This is a genomic window from Morganella sp. EGD-HP17, from assembly GCF_000512315.2.
Taxonomy (GTDB): Bacteria; Pseudomonadota; Gammaproteobacteria; order Enterobacterales; family Enterobacteriaceae; genus Morganella; species Morganella morganii.
This window is the reverse complement of the sequence record NZ_AZRH01000001.1, coordinates 1-19,990: the sequence shown is the minus strand read 5'-3', so window position 1 is coordinate 19,990 and position 19,990 is coordinate 1. Positions and strand designations below refer to the sequence as shown.

General features: G+C 55.8%; 21 protein-coding genes. 3 read left to right on the top strand and 18 right to left on the bottom strand.

Annotated elements, in window-relative coordinates; genetic code table 11:
* Positions 1-12: 12 nt before the first annotated feature.
* The 5 genes from kdpC to X965_RS00085 form a co-directional block, all read right to left on the bottom strand.
* Complete coding sequence (gene kdpC / locus X965_RS00100; RefSeq protein WP_004236267.1) at positions 13-603, bottom strand: potassium-transporting ATPase subunit KdpC; 591 nt, start codon at positions 601-603, stop codon at positions 13-15.
* Between the two features lie 9 nt (positions 604-612).
* Positions 613-2,661, bottom strand: coding sequence for a potassium-transporting ATPase subunit KdpB (kdpB, locus tag X965_RS00095; RefSeq protein ID WP_032099064.1), 2,049 nt, complete (start codon positions 2,659-2,661; stop codon positions 613-615).
* Positions 2,662-2,677: 16 nt separating this feature from the next.
* Complete coding sequence (kdpA, locus tag X965_RS00090) at positions 2,678-4,360, bottom strand: potassium-transporting ATPase subunit KdpA (protein ID WP_004240554.1); 1,683 nt, start codon at positions 4,358-4,360, stop codon at positions 2,678-2,680.
* On the bottom strand, positions 4,360-4,449 hold the full coding sequence (gene kdpF, locus X965_RS18795; protein WP_015422983.1) for a K(+)-transporting ATPase subunit F: 90 nt from the start codon (positions 4,447-4,449) through the stop codon (positions 4,360-4,362). The genes kdpA and kdpF overlap by 1 nt, the downstream gene beginning before the upstream one ends.
* A 130-nt stretch (positions 4,450-4,579) precedes the next feature.
* Entirely contained in the window at positions 4,580-5,050 is a 471-nt protein-coding gene (locus X965_RS00085) for a GNAT family N-acetyltransferase (RefSeq protein WP_036416541.1), read from the bottom strand.
* Positions 5,051-5,210: 160 nt separating this feature from the next.
* Between X965_RS00085 and X965_RS19910 the strand changes: the two genes are divergently transcribed.
* Together X965_RS19910 and X965_RS00075 are read left to right on the top strand one after the other, a co-directional pair.
* Entirely contained in the window at positions 5,211-5,654 is a 444-nt protein-coding gene (locus tag X965_RS19910; RefSeq protein ID WP_082457261.1) for a tetratricopeptide repeat protein, read from the top strand.
* Entirely contained in the window at positions 5,654-5,944 is a 291-nt protein-coding gene (locus X965_RS00075) for a tetratricopeptide repeat protein (RefSeq protein WP_051997295.1), read from the top strand. Before X965_RS19910 ends, X965_RS00075 begins: the two co-directional genes overlap by 1 nt.
* Here X965_RS00075 and livF read toward each other — a convergent pair.
* The 5 genes from livF to X965_RS00050 are packed head-to-tail and all read right to left on the bottom strand — an operon-like array spanning position 5,929 to position 10,763.
* Positions 5,929-6,630 carry a high-affinity branched-chain amino acid ABC transporter ATP-binding protein LivF gene (gene livF, locus X965_RS00070; protein ID WP_004240560.1) on the bottom strand — a complete coding sequence of 234 codons (702 nt, stop codon included), beginning with the start codon at positions 6,628-6,630 and terminating at the stop codon, positions 5,929-5,931. The genes X965_RS00075 and livF overlap by 16 nt on opposite strands.
* Positions 6,630-7,400, bottom strand: a complete 771-nt coding sequence (gene livG, locus X965_RS00065) for a high-affinity branched-chain amino acid ABC transporter ATP-binding protein LivG (protein ID WP_004240561.1) — start codon at positions 7,398-7,400, stop codon at positions 6,630-6,632. Before livG ends, livF begins: the two co-directional genes overlap by 1 nt.
* Positions 7,397-8,680 (bottom strand): high-affinity branched-chain amino acid ABC transporter permease LivM, encoded by a 1,284-nt coding sequence (locus tag X965_RS00060; RefSeq protein ID WP_004236260.1) that lies wholly within the window; start codon positions 8,678-8,680, stop codon positions 7,397-7,399. The genes livG and X965_RS00060 overlap by 4 nt, the downstream gene beginning before the upstream one ends.
* Positions 8,677-9,603, bottom strand: a complete 927-nt coding sequence (livH, locus tag X965_RS00055; RefSeq protein WP_004236259.1) for a high-affinity branched-chain amino acid ABC transporter permease LivH — start codon at positions 9,601-9,603, stop codon at positions 8,677-8,679. The genes X965_RS00060 and livH overlap by 4 nt, the downstream gene beginning before the upstream one ends.
* Positions 9,604-9,650: 47 nt before the next feature.
* On the bottom strand, positions 9,651-10,763 hold the full coding sequence (locus tag X965_RS00050) for a branched-chain amino acid ABC transporter substrate-binding protein (RefSeq protein WP_004236258.1): 1,113 nt from the start codon (positions 10,761-10,763) through the stop codon (positions 9,651-9,653).
* Positions 10,764-11,392: 629 nt separating this feature from the next.
* Here X965_RS00050 and X965_RS00045 point away from each other — a divergent pair.
* On the top strand, positions 11,393-11,554 hold the full coding sequence (locus X965_RS00045) for a hypothetical protein (RefSeq protein WP_155275483.1): 162 nt from the start codon (positions 11,393-11,395) through the stop codon (positions 11,552-11,554).
* 205 nt (positions 11,555-11,759) lie between these two features.
* Here the strand turns inward: X965_RS00045 and X965_RS00040 are convergent, their stop codons facing one another.
* The 8 genes from X965_RS00040 to ftsY all read right to left on the bottom strand — a co-directional run.
* On the bottom strand, positions 11,760-12,896 hold the full coding sequence (locus X965_RS00040) for a glycerate kinase (RefSeq protein ID WP_004236256.1): 1,137 nt from the start codon (positions 12,894-12,896) through the stop codon (positions 11,760-11,762).
* Positions 12,897-12,908: 12 nt separating this feature from the next.
* Positions 12,909-14,177, bottom strand: a complete 1,269-nt coding sequence (locus X965_RS00035) for a GntP family permease (protein WP_036416538.1) — start codon at positions 14,175-14,177, stop codon at positions 12,909-12,911.
* Positions 14,178-14,311: 134 nt separating this feature from the next.
* Complete coding sequence (locus X965_RS00030; RefSeq protein ID WP_004236254.1) at positions 14,312-15,433, bottom strand: sugar diacid recognition domain-containing protein; 1,122 nt, start codon at positions 15,431-15,433, stop codon at positions 14,312-14,314.
* A 1-nt stretch (position 15,434) separates the two neighbouring features.
* Positions 15,435-15,680: a hypothetical protein gene (locus X965_RS00025; RefSeq protein WP_004236253.1), complete on the bottom strand. Its 246-nt coding sequence runs from the start codon at positions 15,678-15,680 to the stop codon at positions 15,435-15,437.
* Between the two features lie 75 nt (positions 15,681-15,755).
* A complete protein-coding gene (gene rpoH, locus X965_RS00020) occupies positions 15,756-16,610 on the bottom strand; it encodes an RNA polymerase sigma factor RpoH (RefSeq protein ID WP_004236252.1) in 855 nt (284 codons plus the stop codon).
* A 170-nt stretch (positions 16,611-16,780) separates the two neighbouring features.
* A complete protein-coding gene (gene ftsX / locus X965_RS00015; RefSeq protein ID WP_004236251.1) occupies positions 16,781-17,752 on the bottom strand; it encodes a permease-like cell division protein FtsX in 972 nt (323 codons plus the stop codon).
* Positions 17,745-18,410 (bottom strand): cell division ATP-binding protein FtsE, encoded by a 666-nt coding sequence (gene ftsE, locus X965_RS00010; protein ID WP_004236250.1) that lies wholly within the window; start codon positions 18,408-18,410, stop codon positions 17,745-17,747. The genes ftsX and ftsE overlap by 8 nt, the downstream gene beginning before the upstream one ends.
* Before the next feature lie 6 nt (positions 18,411-18,416).
* Positions 18,417-19,990, bottom strand: a 1,574-nt coding sequence (gene ftsY, locus X965_RS00005; RefSeq protein ID WP_036416535.1) for a signal recognition particle-docking protein FtsY, incomplete at its 5' end; no start/stop codon positions are given.

Here is a 19,990-nt window from a genome sequence, read left to right as displayed (position 1 = left end):
GCTGTCCTTCCGTTAGTTCAGGCTGGTTTTGTCCGCCGCATGTGCATCCAGCGCCAGATTCAGTGCCAGCACATTCACGACCGGCACACCGGTAAACGCAGGCACCGGAGTGGTGATATGTTCGCGGATCAGTTTCTCCACCTCCGCCTGTGTCATATTACGCGCTTTGGCCACCCGCGCGGCCTGCCAGTAAGCGGCATCCGGAGAGATATCCGGATCCAGCCCGCTGGCAGAGGCGGTCACCAGGTCAACCGGCACCGGGCGGGAAGCATCCGGGTTTTCCGCCCTTAATGTTTCTGCCCGCTGCGCCACCCGCTGTAACAGTTCCGGGTTGCCGGTGCTCAGGTTGCTGCCGCCGGAACTCAGGGCGTTATACGGATGCTCTGCTGTTTCTGACGGGCGTCCGTGAAAATAACCGGGCTGTGTGAACTGCTGGCCGATCAGCGCCGAGCCTTTGACTTCGTTATTCACTTCAATCAGTGAGCCGTTGGCCTGGCGGGCAAACCACCACTCCCCGAGCGAGGTGGTCAGCAGAGGATAAAATACCCCTGTTACCAGTGCCAGAACCAGAAATATTATGATTGCAGGACGTATCTGACTCATTGTTTATCCTTATACTAACCCTGTCAGGGTCAGTAACATATCTATCAATTTTATACCGATAAACGGCACAACCAGGCCACCCAGTCCGTAGATCCACAGATTACGGCGTAACATCTGTGCGGCGCTCAGGGCATGGTACGGCACCCCTTTCAGCGCCAGCGGGATCAGAAAGACAATAATCAGGGCGTTGAAGATAACCGCACTTAACATGGCGGAATCCGGCGAGTGCAGACGCATGATATTGAGTGCATCCAGCTGCGGATAGGTCACCGCAAACGCCGCCGGGATAATGGCAAAATACTTGGCGATATCATTGGAGATACTGAACGTGGTCAGCGAGCCGCGTGTCATCAGCATCTGTTTACCGATATGCACCACCTCAATCAGCTTGGTCGGGTTGGAGTCCAGATCGACCATATTCCCCGCCTCTTTCGCCGCCTGGGTGCCCGAGTTCATCGCCACCGCGACATCCGCCTGTGCCAGTGCCGGCGCATCATTGGTGCCGTCGCCGGTCATTGCCACCAACCGCCCTTCTTTCTGATACTGACGGATCAGCGCCAGTTTGGCTTCCGGGGTGGCTTCCGCCAGGAAATCATCCACACCGGCCTCGGCAGCAATCGCCGCAGCCGTCAGCCGGTTATCCCCTGTGATCATCACAGTTTTGATCCCCATCTGGCGCAGTTGTGCAAAGCGTTCGCGGATCCCGCCTTTTACGATATCTTTCAGGGCGATCACCCCGAGCACGCGATGCTCTTCGGCCACTACCAGCGGGGTTCCGCCGCTGCGTGCAACCTCTTCCACCAGTTTGTCGACCTGTGCCGGAAAATGACCGTGGTTAGCCTCAATATAGCGGCGGATAGCATCGACAGAACCTTTACGGATAGTGCGCCCGTCCACATTGATGCCGCTCATGCGGGTCTGGGCGGTAAACGGGATAAAAGTCGCATTCAGGCTTTCCAGATCACGCGCCCGCAGGCTGAAACGCTGTTTTGCCAGCACCACGATACTGCGTCCTTCCGGGGTTTCATCCGCCAGTGATGACAACTGAGCTGCATCTGCCAGCGTTCTTTCATCCACACCGGATGCAGCCAGGAAAGCAGAGGCCTGGCGGTTACCCAGTGTGATGGTGCCGGTTTTGTCCAGCAACAGCACGTCCACATCCCCGGCAGCTTCCACGGCACGGCCGCTGGTGGCGATGACATTGGCGGCCAGCATACGGCTCATCCCTGCCACACCAATAGCTGAAAGCAGGCCGCTGATGGTAGTCGGGATCAGACAGACCAGCAGGGCAATCATCACTGTCAGAGTGACCGGATGGCCGGTATAGGCGGTAAACGGCCAGAGTGTCGCCACCGCCAGCAGGAACACAATACTCAGTGCGGCCAGCAGGATGGTCAGGGCAATCTCATTCGGCGTTTTGCTGCGTTTCGCACCTTCGACCATGCTGATCATGCGGTCAAGGAAGCTGTCACCCGGGTTGGCACTGCACTCAATAATCAGCCAGTCGGACAGAATCCGGGTACCGCCGGTAACAGAAGCAAAATCGCCGCCGGATTCGCGGATCACCGGCGCGGATTCACCGGTAATGGCGCTCTCATCCACAGATGCACCGCCTTCCAGCACGGTACCGTCACACGGGATCAGATCCCCTGCTTCCACCAGTACCAAATCCCCTTTGCGCAGGGTATCAGCGGAGACCATATCAAAACCGCTGTCGCGCTGTGCCGCATGCAGACGCCGTGCGCGGCTGGTTTTTTTCATTCCTTTCAGGCTGTCGGCCTGCGCTTTGCTGCGCCCTTCCGCCAGCGCTTCGGCGAAGTTGGCAAACAGCACGGTAAACCACAGCCACAGGGCGACGGTGAGGGTAAATCCGCCGTTACCGCTGATAAATCCGCTGAACATCCCGGCGGCCAGCAGTGTGGTCAGCAGGCTGCCGCACCAGACAATAAACATCACCGGGTTCTGCCACTGCACCACCGGCGAGAGCTTGCGGAATGCATCCGGCAGTGCGCGGCGCACCAGTGCGGGTTCAAATAATCGCTGTGTCTGACGACTCATGGTGTTCTCCCGTCAATCACTTAAGTAAATCAAGAAATTCCGCCACCGGCCCCAGTGCCAGTGCAGGAACAAAGGTCAGTGCGCCGATCAGCAATATTGCGGCGATCAGCAGCCCGGTAAACAGCGGCCCGGTTGTCGGCAGTGTGCCTGCCCCGGCGGTCCGGATGGTTTTGCTGACCAGCGAGCCTGCCAGCATCATCACCAGCGCAATCACCACGAAGCGGCCCGCGAGCATGCAGAATGCCAGCAGCAGGTTCCAGAACGGGGTGTTGGTACTCAGCCCGGCAAAGGCACTGCCGTTATTGTTTGAAGCGGATGAGAGGGCATACAGCACTTCACTGAAGCCGTGAGCGCCCGGATTGAGCATCGCGCCGCGTCCGGCCTCCGTCATCATAGCCAGCGCCGTGCCGCCGAGAACCAGCGCCGGGGTGACCAGAATCGCCAACGCGGTCAGTTTCATCTCCCGCACCTCGATTTTTTTGCTGAGGTATTCCGGCGTGCGGCCAATCATCAGTCCGGCGATAAAAACGGCGAGGAAAACAAACAGCATCATTCCGTAGAAACCGGCACCCACACCGCCGAAGATCACTTCACCGATCTGCATCAGCCACAGCGGCACAAGACCGCCCAGCGGAGTCAGGGAGTCATGCATACTGTTTACCGCACCACAGGAGGCGGCGGTGGTCACGGCCACAAACAGCCCGGTGGCAAGGATACCGAAGCGGCTCTCTTTCCCTTCCATATTGAAGGTGCTGTCGATCCCCATCCCCGCAAAAGCCGGATTACCGTGAGTTTCGCTCCACATCACCGCCACAGCGGCGGCAACAAAGACAATGGTCATCGCGGCCAGCAGTGCACGGCCCTGGCCCGGGTTACCGGCACAGCGCCCGAATGCAAAACAGAGTGCCGCCGGGATCAGGAAAATCGCCAGCATCTGCACAAAGTTGGTCAGTGCGGTCGGGTTTTCAAACGGATGCGCTGAGTTGGCACCGAAGAAGCCGCCGCCGTTGGTACCGAGCAGTTTAATCGCTTCCTGGGAGGCCACCGGCCCCATCGGCAGCACCTGCTGCACGCCTTCCGGGGTGATAATGGTCTGGTAGTCATGGAAGTTCTGAATCACGCCCTGCGAAATAAAGAACAGCGCAATAATCACGGAGAGCGGCAGCAGCAGCCACAGCGTGATACGGGTCAGATCCGCCCACGCATTGCCGAGTGTCTGCACAGAACGGCGGCACAGAGCGCGGATCAGGGCAAACGCCACAGCAATACCGGTGGCGGCAGACAGGAAGTTCTGTACTGTCAGTCCGGCCATCTGACTGAAATAGCTGACTGCGGATTCTCCGCTGTAAGACTGCCAGTTGGTATTAGTGACAAAACTGACCGCCGTGTTCAGCGCCAGATCCCATGACATCCCCGGGAAGTGACGCGGATTGAGCGGTAAATCCGCCTGCAGCATCAGGATCGCCGTCAGGAAAATCAGTCCCAGCGCATTAAACAGCAGCAGTGCTGTCAGATATCCCTGCCAGCGCATCTCGTCGCGGCCAATCCCCGCAAAGCGCCACAGCACACCTTCCACACGGCGCAGAACCGGCAGCGGTGTACCGTCAATAAAGCAGACCAGCAGGTTACTGAGCAGTTTTGCCGCAATCAGCAAAACAATCAGAAACCCGGCGATAAGTAAAAAGGCATTCGCGGCCATCAGAATTTCTCCGCATTAATCAGGGCATAAAGGAGGTATGCCAGCAGCAGTAATGTACCGGCGATGCCTGCAATAAGAGCCAGACTCATAACTTGTCCTTACATGTGTGAGGTATTCATCATTGAGTCTAGAAAAGCGGGTGCAAAGATGTCGCAAAATTCGGCGGGAAAGGTATAAAAAAAGTATAAAAATGCGGGTTTCCGTAAACCCGCCCTGTTATCAAAGATCCAGATGGAAAAACTGATGATGTTCACCGGCCTGATAATCACCAAACGCCGATCCGGCCTGAAAACCGCAGCGCCGGTACAGTGCCAGTGCCGGTTCAAAATCCGGATGGCAGCCGGTCTCCAGGCTCAGGCACGTCATGCCGCTCTGTTTTGCCTGTGCAATAATATGCAGCAACAGCAGTTTACCCGCCCCTTTGCCGCGAAAATCCGGGTGAGCCCGCATTGATTTTATTTCGCCCTGTGCGGCGGAAATTTGTTTCAGCGCCCCGACCGCTGCGATACGGTCACCGGCCCATACACTCCAGACACGGATGTTATCCGCCCGCAGGCCGTTTTTACCGAGCGCGTAAACATGCTCCTGCGGCGTATTCTGTGCCATTCCCTGTAAATGCAGAGTAATCAGTGCGCCGGTTTGTGGTGAGGATAAATCATCCGTTTTTATTACAAAATCATATTCAGTCATCAGTGCCTCTTATCGCTGCAAACGGGAAAGCCCCGGCTGTCAGTTATCATTGCTGCAATAATCATTCCGCTTTTGCTGCCCGCCGGATCCGCCGGTTTCCGTTGCGGAAAATACTGCCCTGCACCATTGCAGTGCACCATCAGAGAGCATCCGCCCATAAATACGTAGTCCCGGACTGATTTACCCGGACTTATCCGCCCCTTACACTGATCACGTTCAGGGCGTAATATCCGCAGGAAAATCAATAACAGGATGTGTAATAAAAACCGCTATAACCGCAGGACTCCTGTTTGCTGTACTGTTTGCCGCCGCCCCGCTTCAGGCAAAACAGGCAGCAATACAGCAGACCGAAGCCAGAGCACTGAGCGGCAATATTACCGCGCAGATAACGCTGGCCGATACCTTCCGCACAAAACAGGATATTGTGCAGGCCAAATACTGGTACCGGAAAGCGGCGGAACAGAACAATCCTTATGCCCAGAATGAGCCGGGAAAACTGATCCTGCTCAGCAATCACTCCGTGACAGCATTACAGGAAGCCAGAGTCTGGTTCGAGAAAGCCGCATCACAGAATCAGCCGGATGCGCTTTATCAGCCGGGGTGATGTATTATCGCGGAAAAGGTTGTGAACGCGATGATTGCGCCATTGCCCGGAGTTTTTATGAGAGAGCGGCAGCACAGTCACACGGCTCCGCTCAGTTTTACCTCGCGATGATGTATCTCCGGGGACACGGCGTGGCGCAGGATTACGAAAAAGGTGTGGCACTGATGAAAGCCTCCTGTGAAAACGGTGAGCCGGAAGCCTGCCCGTGGGTCAGAAATCTGACAGAAAATGAGGACAAATTCCGTCAGATTTTTTCCGGAAAACCGTCATCCGATCAGCCGCCCAGATAGGCACTCCTGACCGCTTCATTCACCAGCAGTGCCTGACCGGTATCCTCCAGTACGACCCGCCCGTTTTCAAGCACATAACCTCTGTCTGCCAGTTTCAGCGCCTGGTTGGCATTCTGTTCGACCAGGAAGATAGTCATACCCGCATCACGCAGTTCACGGATGGTATCGAAAATCTGCATGATGATAATCGGCGCCAGCCCGAGGGACGGTTCATCCAGCAGTAACAGCTGAGGGCTGCTCATCAGCGCACGGCCGATAGCCAGCATCTGCTGTTCACCGCCGGACATTGTTCCCGCCCGCTGATGACGCCGCTCCTGAAGCCTAGGGAAAAGCTCATATACCTGAGCAATCCGTGCCTGATACTGCGTTTTGGATGCAAAAAATCCGCCCATGGCCAGATTCTCTTCCACCGTCATCCGCCCGAACACGCGCCGCCCTTCCGGCACCAGTGCAATGTCTTTGCGCATGATCTGCGCCGTCGGCAGTGCAGTGATGTTTTCCCCGAGATAGCGGATCTCGCCGGTGGTCGCCCGCGGTTCCCCGCACAGCGTGCTCAGCAGTGTGGTTTTCCCCGCACCGTTCGCGCCGATCAGAGTGACTATTTCCCCTTTGCGCACCGACAGGCTGACTTCATGCAGTGCCTGAATTTTGCCGTACTGCGCGGAGACATTTATAAATTCCAGCATCAGTATGCCTCCCCCAAATACGCGCGGATCACATCCGGATGATTGCGGATCGCCGCCGGGGTGCCGCTTGCCAGCGGCGTTCCCTGGTTCACCACATAGATCCGGTCTGAAATTCCCATCACCAGTTTCATATCATGTTCGATCAGCAGGACAGACACGCCGTGCTCCGCCCGCAGTTCCGCGATCAGTGCATCCAGATCGTCCGTTTCTTTCGGGTTCAGCCCGGCCGCCGGTTCATCCAGCATCAGAATATCCGGCCGGGTCACCATACAGCGGGCGATTTCCAGCCGCCGCTGCTGACCATACGCCAGGTTACCTGCCTGCCGGTTTGCCAGTGACGTCAGCCCGATTCTGTCCAGCCACATCACTGCGCGTTCCGTGGCTTCGCGCTGATCACGGCGGAATGAGGGCAGCGTCAGCAGCCCGGCGAGTAATCCGCTTTTATGATGCTGATGCTGTGCCACCAGCAGGTTTTCAATCACCGTCATTTCCCGGAATAAACGTACATGCTGGAAAGTGCGGATCATGCCGAGACGGGCAATCGCCTGTCCGGATAATCCCTGCACCGGTTTTCCGCGCAGCAGGATCTGCCCGTCCGCCGGTTTGTAGAAGCCGGTCAGACAGTTGAAGATCGTGGTTTTTCCCGCGCCGTTGGGGCCGATCAGAGAGACTATCTCGCCCCGGTTCAGTTCCAGCGACACATTGTTCACCGCCAGCAACCCGCCGAAACGCATGGTCAGGCCGGAGACCTGCAATAAGGTATCGGTCATTGCGCACCTCCGGTTTTTTCCGCATCCGTTGTGCTGACTTTCAGGTGCGGGCGCGACACCGGCAGTAATCCCTGCGGCCGCCAGACCATCATCAGCACCATCAGCGCCCCGAGCAACAGCATGCTGTAAGCATTCAGATCGCGCATCATTTCCCGGGAAACCACCAGGATAACGGCGGCCAGAATCACCGAGGTTTGTGAGCCCATCCCTCCCAGCACCACAACAGCCAGCACAAAGGCTGATTCCGTAAAGGTAAAGGATTCCGGGCTGATAAAGCCCTGACGGGCGGCAAATAAAGTGCCCGCCACCCCGGCAAAGGCGGCACTGATGGTAAATGCCGTCAGTTTGATACGTGTCGGGCTGAGTCCCAGCGAACGGCAGGCGATTTCATCCTCACGCAGCGCTTCCCAGGCCCTGCCCAGCGGCATCCTCAGTAACCGGCTGATAATAAACAGTGTTGCCAGTACCAGCAGCAATGCGACCAAATACAGGAAAATAATACGATCGCCCGGATCATACGCCAGGCCGAAGAAATTGTGGAACGTATCCCAGCCGCCCTCTTTGGCGGTCCGGCTGAACTCCAGCCCGAACAGGGTCGGTTTCGGGATCTGACTGATGCCGTTCGGCCCGCCGGTAAACTCCGTATTATTCAGCAGCAGAATACGGACAATTTCCCCGAAACCGAGCGTCACAATCGCCAGATAATCCCCGCGCAACCGCAGCACCGGGAAGCCGAGCAGCAGCCCGGACAGCGCCGCGGCAATACCGGCCAGCGGCAGACTCTGCCAGAACCCCCAGCCGAAATAGTGGTTCATCAGCCCGTAAGTGTAGGCACCGATGGCGTAGAATCCGGCGTAGCCCAGCACCAGAAGGCCGGACAGCCCGACCACCACATTCAGCCCGAGGCCGAGCATCACATAGATAAGGGTTAAGGTGGCGATATCCACACTGCCGCGTGACACCATAAACGGCCAGATAATGGCAGCGAGAATAATCAGCCCGGCAATAATTTTCTGCGTATTGGTGGAACCGTCAAAACCCGGCAATGAGCAGCTGCTTTTCGGCAGACGCGCCGTCAGTTTTTTCAGTGACGGGCGCACCAGCTGAAAAATAAAGACAATCACACAGCCGGTACCGATCCACTCCCAGCGGACAGCATCGGCGTTGCGGACAATCAGACGGGTACCATCGAGGGACAATTGCAGCCCCATCATCACGGAGGCCAGCACAAACAGCGTTGCGGTGGCGACAATGGCGTTGATCCAGTGAGATTTAGTCATACCTTTTCAACCTCCGGACGCCCGAGGATCCCGGTCGGCATCACCAGTAACACAAGGATAAGCAAGCCGAATGAAACCACATCTTTATATTCCGTACTGAAATAGGCGGAGGTCATGGCTTCTGATACGCCGAGGATCACCCCGCCGATCATCGCCCCCGGAATACTGCCGATCCCGCCGAGAACCGCTGCGGTAAAGGCTTTCATCCCGGCCATAAAGCCGATGTACGGGTTGATCACGCCGTAAAACTGCCCCAGCAGCACCCCGGCCACCGCCGCCATCGCCGCACCGATCACAAAGGTCAGTGCAATCACGCGATCGGTGTTGATCCCGAGTAAACCGGCCATTTTCAGATCTTCCGCACAGGCACGGCAGGCGCGTCCCATCCGTGAGTAACGGATAAAGAGGGTCAGCGCCAGCATTGCCAGCACCGTCACCACCCAGATAGTGATCTGCATGGCAGAAACCGTGGCCGAGAAACCGCCGCTCTCCCCGAAGGTCCAGCGGCCGTTAATCAGCCCGGGCAGCGCGAGATCGCGGGAGCCCTGGGAAAGACTGACAAAGTTTTGCAGAAAAATGGACATCCCGATCGCCGAAATCAGGGCAATCAGCCGTTTTGAGTGACGGACGGGCCGGTAAGCGACCCGTTCGATACTCCAGCCATAGGCACTGGCAATAATTATCGCTGTAATAAATGCAGCGGTAATTAACAACCAGCCGACATCAATCCCCAGCATCATCAGCCCGGCAATCACAATAAACGAGACGTAACTGCCGATCATATACACTTCGCCGTGGGCAAAGTTAATCATACCGATAATGCCGTACACCATGGTGTAACCGATGGCGATCAGGGCATAGGTGCTTCCCAGCGTTAATCCGTTCAGCAATTGCTGCGTAAAATATAATAATTGTTCTGACATAGCGCACTCCCCTGAAACACACTGCCCGCATCAGTCACCGCTGCGGATCAGTTCAGCGGTGATGAGGTTCCGTCTTTGTGCCATTCAAATACGCCGAACTCGAAACCTTTCAGATCCCCGTTTGGTGTCCAGCTCAGTTCGCCCATTACGGTGTCAACCGGTTTGCCTTTCAGATCAGCGGCCAGATCCGCTGGTTCCATGCTGCCGCTGCGCTGCATCGCGGTAGTCAGGGACTGTAATGCCGCATAGGTTGTCCAGACGAACGGCCCGGTGGAATCCAGTTTCTTCGCCGCCAGGGCATCCACCACCGGTTTGTTGGCAGGAACCTGGTCATAGCGTTTCGGCAGCGTCACCAGCATGCCTTCGGATGCGTCACCGGCAATGTTGGAGAGTGAGGAGTTACCCACGCCTTCCGGTCCCATAAAGCGGATATTCAGCCCCGCCTGTTTTGCCTGGCGTAAAATCTGTCCCATTTCCGGGTAGTAGCCGCCGAAATAGACAAAATCGACATTATCTTTCTTCAGGCGCGCCACCAGCGCGGAGAAATCTTTATCACCCGCCGTCACCCCTTCAAACAGCACTTCTTTCACCCCGGCTTTGTTCAGATTGTCTTTCACGGAACGCGCCAGGCCTTCACCGTACTGCTGTTTGTCATGCACCACGGCAATGCGCTGCGGTTTCACTTTTTCGAGGATATATTTTGCTGCGGTCGGGCCCTGGTCAGAATCCAGGCCGGTGGTACGCATGATCAGGTTGTAACCGCGCGTGGTTAAATCCGCATTGGTTGCCGCCGGGGTGATCATCAGGATCCCTTCATCCTCATAAATATCTGACGCAGGTTGTGTGGAGGAGGAGCAGAGGTGCCCGATCACATAGCGCATGCCGTCATTGATAACTTTGTTGGCCACCGCCACCGCCTGTTTCGGGTCACAGGCGTCATCGTATTCGGTGATCACCAGTTTATTGCCGTTAATCCCGCCTTTGGCGTTGATGTCCTCAACCGCCTGGCGGGCTCCGGTAAATTCCATATCACCGTATTGTGCGACCGGTCCGGACATAGCGCCCACCACCGCAACTTTAATATCTTCAGCGTACGCCGCTGCACTTAATGCACAGGATACAGCTCCGGCAATGATTGCCATTTTCATTGTTTTTTTCATCAGAACATCCCCATCGGTTAGCTTTGCAGTGACCGGACGGTCAGCATGTGCGGTATTTTCGGAATTCCGTTATAATGAGTCGTATTACATTAATTAATTCTTTATTTTCAGTTCATTAAACAGGATTTTTATTCTGAAAAGCAAATCAGAAAAGGAGATTATTGCATCATTAACAGGATAATATCCGGTTGCAATCGGGTGTTTTTTCGGCAAAAAACAGTGTTATAAACTGGTTAATGATTCGTTAAGGATAACTTAATGCGGAAATTCACCGCCGGAAAAATAGTTTTCCCCACTATTCCGATAGCAATTATCTCTCTTTATTATTAGATTCATCCGGCGAAGTATTAACCCGTTATCTGATTCAGTTTACTGATTGATTTATCCTGATCCGGGTTTTCTGTTCACTATGACTGATGGAATGGTCCGCGACATGAATAAACTAACGGGCATGCTCCTGCTCACTTTTACGCTGCCGCTGACCGCTGCGGCCGCCCCCCGGCCGCTGTGATGATGCGGCACAGGATATTAACCGGCAAAATACATTTATTATTACCGGCGCGAAATATTACGGGCCGGTAAAATCAATCACTATCACGTCTTACCACCCGATGGGGCTTATCCTGTGGGTGAAAGAAAAACTGCACTTCGGTCCGTGCAGCAATCTGACACAATATGATTATGAATACCGGGAAATGGCGATAGAAGAAGGTCAGGTGCCGATTACGATTACGCAAACCACGCAGATCGTGCCGGAAAAACCGGATCGTCAGCCTGACAGAATCCTATAAAACAATACCGGATAACCAATCCCGGCAATCAGAAACCCGCTACCGCTATCAGAATAACCGGCTGGTTTCGCCTACACCTGCTATAAATGGGATCTGTACGGAAACTGTGAATTACAAACCATGATCAAGGCCATTCAGCTGGAAGGCTCCGCCGCCATTCAAAGCAGCGGGATCACGCCGGAATCCCGCTACGAATATTACTGATTTATCCTATTTTCATCGCCAGTACAGCAGCGATATTGCGGGCGGCCACTTCAATATTAACCGCCGCCTGTGCCAGTGCCTCATCCAGAGAGCAAATCCGCGGGATCACGGAGAACACGGCATCAATACCGTGCTCATGCACGACCGCATAGTCCTCGCTCATCCCGCCTGCCAGCGCAATAACCGGAATTCCCCGCGCTTTTGCGGCTTTCGCCACACCCGCCGGGGTTTTTCCCTGAATCGTCTGGCTGTCCATCCGTCCTTCCCCGGTGATCACCAGGTCAGCATCTTTCACCACCGAGTTCAGATCCAGTGTTTCGATCACCATCTCAATTCCCGGCTGCATCCGCGCATCAAGCCATGCCATCAGCGGAACGCCCATGCCGCCTGCCGCTCCGGCACCGGCGACATCACTCAGTGACTTACCGGTCAGGGATTCAATTACCTCCCCGTAATGACGCAGCGCCGCATCCAGCTCGCTGACAATCGCCGGTGTCGCGCCTTTCTGCGGCCCGAAGGTGGCGGATGCTCCTTTCGGCCCGCACAGCGGATTATTCACATCACAGGCCACCACAAACTCTGTTTTCGCCAGACGCGGATCCAGCCCGGATAGATCCGCGGAAGCCAGTTTTGCCAGCGCACTGCCGCCGAACGGCAGTGAATTCCCCTGTTCATCGCGGAATACCACCCCCAGCGCCTGCATCATCCCGGCACCACCGTCATTGGTGGCACTGCCGCCGATGCCGAGGATTATTTTCTCCGCGCCGTCATCCAGTGCTGCCAGGATAAGTTCCCCGGTGCCGAAGGTGGTGGTCACACGCGGATCCCGCTGTGCAGGAGGTACCAGATGTAACCCGGAAGCTGCGGCCATCTCAATAATGGCCGTTTTACCGTCACCGGACAGCCCGTAAAACCCGGTCACTTTATTCCCCAGCGGGGCCGTAACTTCGGTTTCTTTCAGTGTTCCCTGTGTGGCTTCAATAATGGAGACCACTGTGCCCTCGCCACCGTCCGCCATCGGCAACTTGATGTACTGCGCATCCGGGAAAACGGTTCTGAAACCCGCTTCCACCGCATCGGCGACCTGAAGGGCGGTCAGACTCTCTTTAAATGAATCCGGAGCAATCACTATTTTCATACTTAATTCCTTTTACCCGCCAAACCCGAAGACACCGAAAATCAGTGTGGAGACAATAGCGATCACCAGACCCACCATGGTTTCGTAAGGCAGTAATTTCAGACGCTCATGAACCTGCATATTGACACTGCCGCCGGTCGCATGGAAGAAGCTGCCGTGCGGCATCTGGTCGAGCACCACCGCACCGGCGTGGATCATCGCCGCCCCGGCCAGCGCACTCACACCCAGATCAAGCAGCGTGGAGCTGAATACCGCAGACGCCACCGCCGTACCTGCTGTGGTGGACGCGGTTGCCATTGACATCAGTGCCCCGGAAATCGGTGCCAGCAGATAGGATGGCAGACCGGACGCCGTCAGGCCGTTAATTAACACATCTTTCAGGCCGGAGTTGGCGATAATCCCCGCCAGGGTTCCGGTCCCCAGCAGCATAATCGCCACCGGTGCCATCCGGCTCAGCCCGGAAGTAATAAAGTGGTTGGACTGACGGATACGTCCCATAATCAGCGCACCGGCCAGGCCGCCGACCGGCAGCGCGATCAGCGGGTCAATGCTGATACCGGCGATCGGACGCAGCGACAGCAGGAAAATCGCCACCAGCGGTGCACTCATTGCTGCCCAGAATCCCGGTAACTTACCATCATGATGCGCCGCAATCAGCTCTTCCTGCGTCACTTTTGAACCACGGTGAACCAGACGTTTCGCCAGGAAATACGCCACGATCAGCCCGAAAATGCCCGGGATAATCCCCGCAGCCATCAGTGATGTCAGCGGCACGTTAAAGTTATCCGCTGCCGCAATGGTGTTCGGGTTCGGTGACATCACGTTTCCCGCTTTACCGCCGCCGATCATCGCCAGCAGAATCGCCATTTTGGACAGATCCGCGCGGTGCGCAATCGCCAGTGCAATCGGTGAAACCGTAATAACCGCCACGTCGATAAACACACCGACGGCTGTCAGTAACAGAGTGGCTACCGCCAGCGCCAGCAGCGCCCGCTTCTCACCCACTTTGCGGACAATGGTTTCCGCAATAGTATTTGCCGCACCAGACTCAATCAGTACCCCCGCCAGCACACCCGCCGCCAGAATACGCAGCACCGCGTTAGTGATCCCCTGGGCACCGGTCACCATCAGTGTCACCGTCTGCACCAGATCCGCGCCGCCGACCAATCCTCCGGCCAGTGCCCCCGCCATCATCCCGTATACCGGCGGTACTTTTTTCAGTATTAACCCTATCGCCACGACCAGCGCAACCATTGCGCCCAAAGCTGAAACAGTCACCATGTGCAGACTCCTGCTGTAGTTATGATTATTCGGACAGAACAGGATGCATTATGGCGGCAGCCATCAGCTTAAGCTTGAGAGGTTCCGACAAAAAAGAACGGGCTGAAACCGCGTATTTTGTACAAACGTACAAATCACAGATCAGTCAGAATACCGAAATAAAGCTGAATCATTGATTCTAATCTATTGATATTTAAGCCAGTAATCGATTCAACACGCTGAAGGCGGTAACGGAGGGTATTTGTGTGAATATGCAGCGTTTTTGTGGTTTGAGACAGATCACAATTCTGATCAAAATAGGTCTTCAGAGTATGACACAACACACGGCGGCTGTCCGCCGCTTTCAGTTTCTGCCAGGCAGAAGCCAGTTCAGCGGCCTGCCAGCTATCCTGAAATCCCTGTAACAGCGCGGGTAATTTGACTTCATCATAAAAAATGGTTTTCTGGCGGCTGTACGCCGGGGTCTGCCCCAGTTGCTGCACAGCGCAGGCACTCTGCCAGGAGCGGTGCAGGCCATTGTGTCCGTGAAAAAAACCGCCGACATACATCAGCAGATCCGGCAGCTGGCGGCGCAGTGCCTGTAACTGCTTCTGCACCGGAGAGAGCGGCTGAAAATCCGCATCACAGGCCACCGGTTTCAGTACCACCAGGGAATTTATTCCCCGGATACTGACCAGCAGATCCATTTTCAGATTATCAATATAGTCCACCAGACGGTGAAACTGCTCGTGATCAGGCGCTGGCAGTGCAAGGATCAGGGCAATACGGGGTTTATCGGGGGAGATCCCGAGATAGGCGGCGATGGATTTTACTGACTGCGGCTGCTGCTCCGGGCTTATCAGCTGGCTGACCAGCTCATCACGGTAACGGCGATCCCACTGGGATTTCTCCAGCAGATCGGCCTGCTCCAGCACCAGCTCCGCCGCCATGCGCACCAGTTCGGCGTAGTTGCGCACTTCATCCGGTTTGCCGGAAATCCCGACCACACCCACCATGGTATCGCGGAAAATTACCGGCAGATTAATGCCCGGTTTCACGCCTTTCAGCGTGGCAGCGGTGGCTTCATCAATTTCCACAATCCGGTTTTCTGTCAGCGCCAGCACCGCGCCCTCGTGACGCTGATTGACCCGCTGCGGGTCACCGGAAGCGATAATCACGCCCTGTGCGTTCATCACATTCACGGAGTAACTGAGGATTTGCATCGCCCGCTGAACAATCAGCCGGGCGGTGCGCTGATCGAGCTGAACCGGTGTCATATCAGGACGGATTCTGTGCCTGGCGTGCTGCCGCTATGGCAGACTCAATGGCTTTTCTGGCCAGCGGACTGTTGCGCCAGCAGGTGGAGCCGGTGAGTGCCGCACCGGCACTCAGCAGGGATTGGGCATCTGCGGCAGCAAGCTGATTAAGGTCTGAGAAACCCATCTGCTCAAGGCGTTCGATAACTTTCGTGCCCACGCCCTTTACCGCCAGTAAAACTGCCTTGTCTTCAGACGAAAAAGCCATAATATCCCCATCAGTGATTATCAGAAAATACTATGGCTACCATAACAGATTGCGGCGGAAACGGGAGCATTGTTATCAGCCCTCAATCGCCTCGCGCAGTTTTTTCATGGCATTTTTTTCCAGCTGACGGACGCGCTCTGCAGAAACGCCGTATTTATCCGCCAGTTCCTGGAGGGTGGTTTTGCTGTCATCATCCAGCCAGCGGGCACGGATAATGTCACGGCTGCGCTCATCCAGTGAATCAATCGCCAGGGTGAGTTTGTCCGTGGCGTGGTTATCCCAGTTATCTTCCTCGATTTCATCCGCGAAATCAGAGGATTTATCTTCCAGGAACAGTGCCGGTGCCACCACAGGGTGATCGCCGTCGTCGTCATCGGACATATCAAATGCCATGTCCTGCGCCGCCATACGGGATTCCATTTCCAGCACATCTTTGCTGGTTACCCCCAACTCTTTCGCCACCATTTCCACTTCGTCCTGGTTAAACCAGCCCAGACGTTTTTTGGATTTGCGCAGATTAAAAAACAGTTTGCGCTGTGCTTTGGTGGTGGCGATTTTAACGATGCGCCAGTTACGCAGCACATACTCATGAATTTCAGCTTTGATCCAGTGAACCGCAAACGACACCAGGCGCACACCCATTTCCGGGTTAAAACGGCGCACCGCTTTCATCAGCCCGATATTGCCTTCCTGGATAAGATCCGCCTGAGGCAGGCCATAACCTGAATAACTGCGGGCGACATGGATAACAAACCGCAGATGCGACATGATCAGTTTTTTCGCGGCCTCAAGGTCGCCGTCATAATACAGACGCTCAGCCAGCTCTTTTTCTTCTTCGGCTGTCAGCATCGGATACTGGTTAGCTGCCCGGATATAGGCCTCAATGCTCCCTTGCGGAACTAAAACAGGGAATTGCGTATCTTTAGTCATTCAGTCCTCAGTACAAATAAAAATGACGTCGGCAGACGGTAATGGTGAATAGTGTACAACACAGGACAGAGTTACGCCTATCACTTAGTGCCGGCGTTGTCATTTGGTTGAATGTAAACCGGTGATGCGGGATACCCGGCGGGATAATGCCCCGCCGGATAGTGAGACAGTTACTGCGGCATAAAATTCCGTAAATGGCGGACCGTTGCCAGCCAGGCGGCAACCCAGCCAATCATACCTGACACCAGCACAATCAGCAGTGCTTCGTCCCAGTCCAGCCCGGTCAGTGCAAATGTGGTGCCGAAAATTTTGGACACATCGGTCACAACATCACCCAGTTTCCAGACCAGCAGAGAGGATAACACCAGTGACAATATTGCGCCGAACGCCCCGAGCAGCATGCCGCCGTTGAGGAACGGACGCAGAATAAAGCCGTCTGTCGCGCCGATCAGTTTCATCACATTGATGGTTTCGCGGCGGCTGAAAATATTGAGCCGCACGCTGTTGCCAATCACCAGGAACAGGGCCACAACCATCAGCACCCCGATCAGCGAGGCAATCTGCCCCACCAGGCCGGTCAGTGCCGCCAGCCGGGCAAACCAGCTGTCATCCATCCGCACCTCATCAATCCCGGACAGTGCCGTGACACGATCACGCAGGGTGGAGAGCGTTTCGCTGCTCTGCATATCCACTTTCGGTGTGACGATAGCCACTGCCGGCAGCGGGTTTTCTTCCAGCATATCCAGCGCGGTACTGAATCCGGACCAGGCGCGGAATTCGGTTATCGCCTGGTCGCGGGAGAGATAATTAACGCTCTCCACGCCGTCGAGCGCTTTCAGCTCGTCCGCCAGTTTCTGACCGCCCTGTTCATCCAGACCTTTATCCAGATAAACGGTCAGTTGCGGGGTCGGATACCACTGTTCCGCCGCATGGCTGACGTTTTTCCAGACGATATAAAAGACACTCGGCAGTGTCAGGGAAATCGCAATCACCATCACTGTCAGCAGTGTTGACAGCGGCTGGCGCAGCATATCGCCCAGCGTGTTTACCCACGCATGCCGCCACTGTTCCCGCCATCCGCCTTTCAGTGCTTTGGCTTTGGACGGCATTTTTTTTACGGGTTTACGCGGTTGTTTAGCCATGATGACCTCCCGCCATGCGTCCCTGACTCAGCGTCAGCACGCGGTAATTGCGCCGTTCAATCAGCATGATATCGTGTGTTGCCATCAGGACGGTGACACCCACACGGTTAAACTCTTCAAACAGCCGTAAAATGCCTTCTGACAGCTCACTGTCCAGGTTACCGGTCGGTTCATCCGCCAGCAGCACCATCGGTTTATTGACCACCGCACGGGCAATGCCCACGCGCTGCTGTTCACCGCCGGAGAGCTGGACCGGGAAGTTACGGGCCTTATCCAGCAGACCGACTTTATCCAGCGCGGCACTGACGCGGCGGCGGATATCTTCCGGGCTGGCACCGGCAATGATCAGCGGCATCGCCACATTGTCATATACCGTGCGATCCAGCAGCAGATGGTGATCCTGAAAAATCATGCCGATTTGGCGGCGCAGGAAAGGCACTTCACGGTTTTTCAGACGGCTGATGTTGTGGCCGTCAAATAAAATGGTGCCGTCACTGGGTCGCTCAATCCCACAAATCAGTTTCAGCAGGGTACTCTTTCCTGCGCCGGAATGGCCGGTCAGGAAGACCATCTCCGCCGGGCGGATATGGAAATCCACCCCCTGGAGCGCCTGACGGCCGCCTAAATAGGCTTTACTGACGTGTTCAAAGCGAATCATGGATGATTAATCCTCCCGGGCAAAAAGTGCCTCAATAAAATCACCGGCTTTGAAAGGACGCAGATCTTCAATACCTTCACCCACCCCGATATACCGGATAGGAATACCGAACTGGTCTGCAATGGCAAAGATCACACCGCCTTTCGCCGTTCCGTCAAGTTTGGTCAGAGTCAGCCCGGTCAGGCCGACCGCTTCATTAAAGAGACGCGCCTGGCTGACAGCGTTCTGTCCGGTACTGGCATCTAATGTCAGCATAATCTCATGCGGGGCATCTTCATCAAGTTTCTTCATCACCCGCACGATTTTCTTGAGCTCTTCCATCAGGTGTGCTTTGTTCTGCAGACGCCCTGCGGTGTCCGCAATCAGCACATCCACCCCTTTGGCTTTGGCGGACTGAATGGCATCAAAAATCACCGAGGCCGGATCCGCGCCGGTGTGCTGTGCCACCACCGGGATATTGTTGCGCTCGCCCCAGACCTGGAGCTGTTCCACCGCAGCTGCACGGAAGGTATCTCCGGCAGCCAGCATGACAGATTTACCCTGAGCCTGATACTGACGCGCCATTTTACCGATGGTGGTGGTTTTACCGACACCATTGACGCCGACCATCAGGATCACATACGGTTTTTTATCTTCAATTTCCAGCGGCTTATCGACTGTTGCCAGGATCTCGCCCATCTCTTCGCGCAGTTTAACGAATAAGGCTTCCGCATCTTTCAGATCACGGCGGCTGGCATGCTGAGTCAGACTGGTGATGATCTTGCGGGTGGTTTCCACACCGACATCGGCCACCAGCAATTGTTCTTCCAGCTCTTCAAACAGATCGTCATCGATCTTTTTGCCACGGAAGATCCCGAAGAAACCGGAGCCGATATTCTCACGGGTGCGCACCAGGCTGCGTTTAAGACGGGCAAAGAACCCTTCTTTTGCCGGTCTTTCCTGCATGTCCGCCGGTGCCGGAGATTCATTTTCAACCAGTACCGCGTCCTGTGCTTCCGCTTCGGCTTCCGCGAGACGGCGGGCTTCTTCCTCCTGCGCAAGACGCTGTTCTTCGGCCAGACGCGCCTGTTCGGCGGCTTCGGCATCACGCTGTTTCTGCTCTTGTGCTAAACGCTGCTGTTCTGCGGCTTCTTCTTCCGCACGGCGTTTATCTTCCGCGATGCGCTGCTCTTTTGCCGCTTCCGCATCACGCAGTGCCTGCTCTTCAGCCCGGCGCTGTTCTTCTTCCGCACGCTGCTGCTCTGCGGCCTGCTCTTCGGCCAGCCGTTTTTCTTCCGCGATACGCTGCTGTTTCGCAATTTCCGCGTCACGCAGTGCCTGCTCTTCCGCGCGGCGCTGTTCTTCTTCGGCACGGCGCTGTGCTGCGGCCTGTTCTTCGGCCAGCCGTTTTTCTTCCGCGATACGCTGTTGCTTCGCGGCTTCCGCATCACGACGGGCCTGTTCTTCTGCCTGACGAGCCTGTTCCGCTGCCTCTGCATCACGGCGGGCCTGCTCTTCGGCTAAACGCGCCTGTTCAGCCGCTTCCGCATCACGGCGGGCCTGCTCTTCGGCTAAACGCGCCTGTTCAGCCGCTTCTGTAT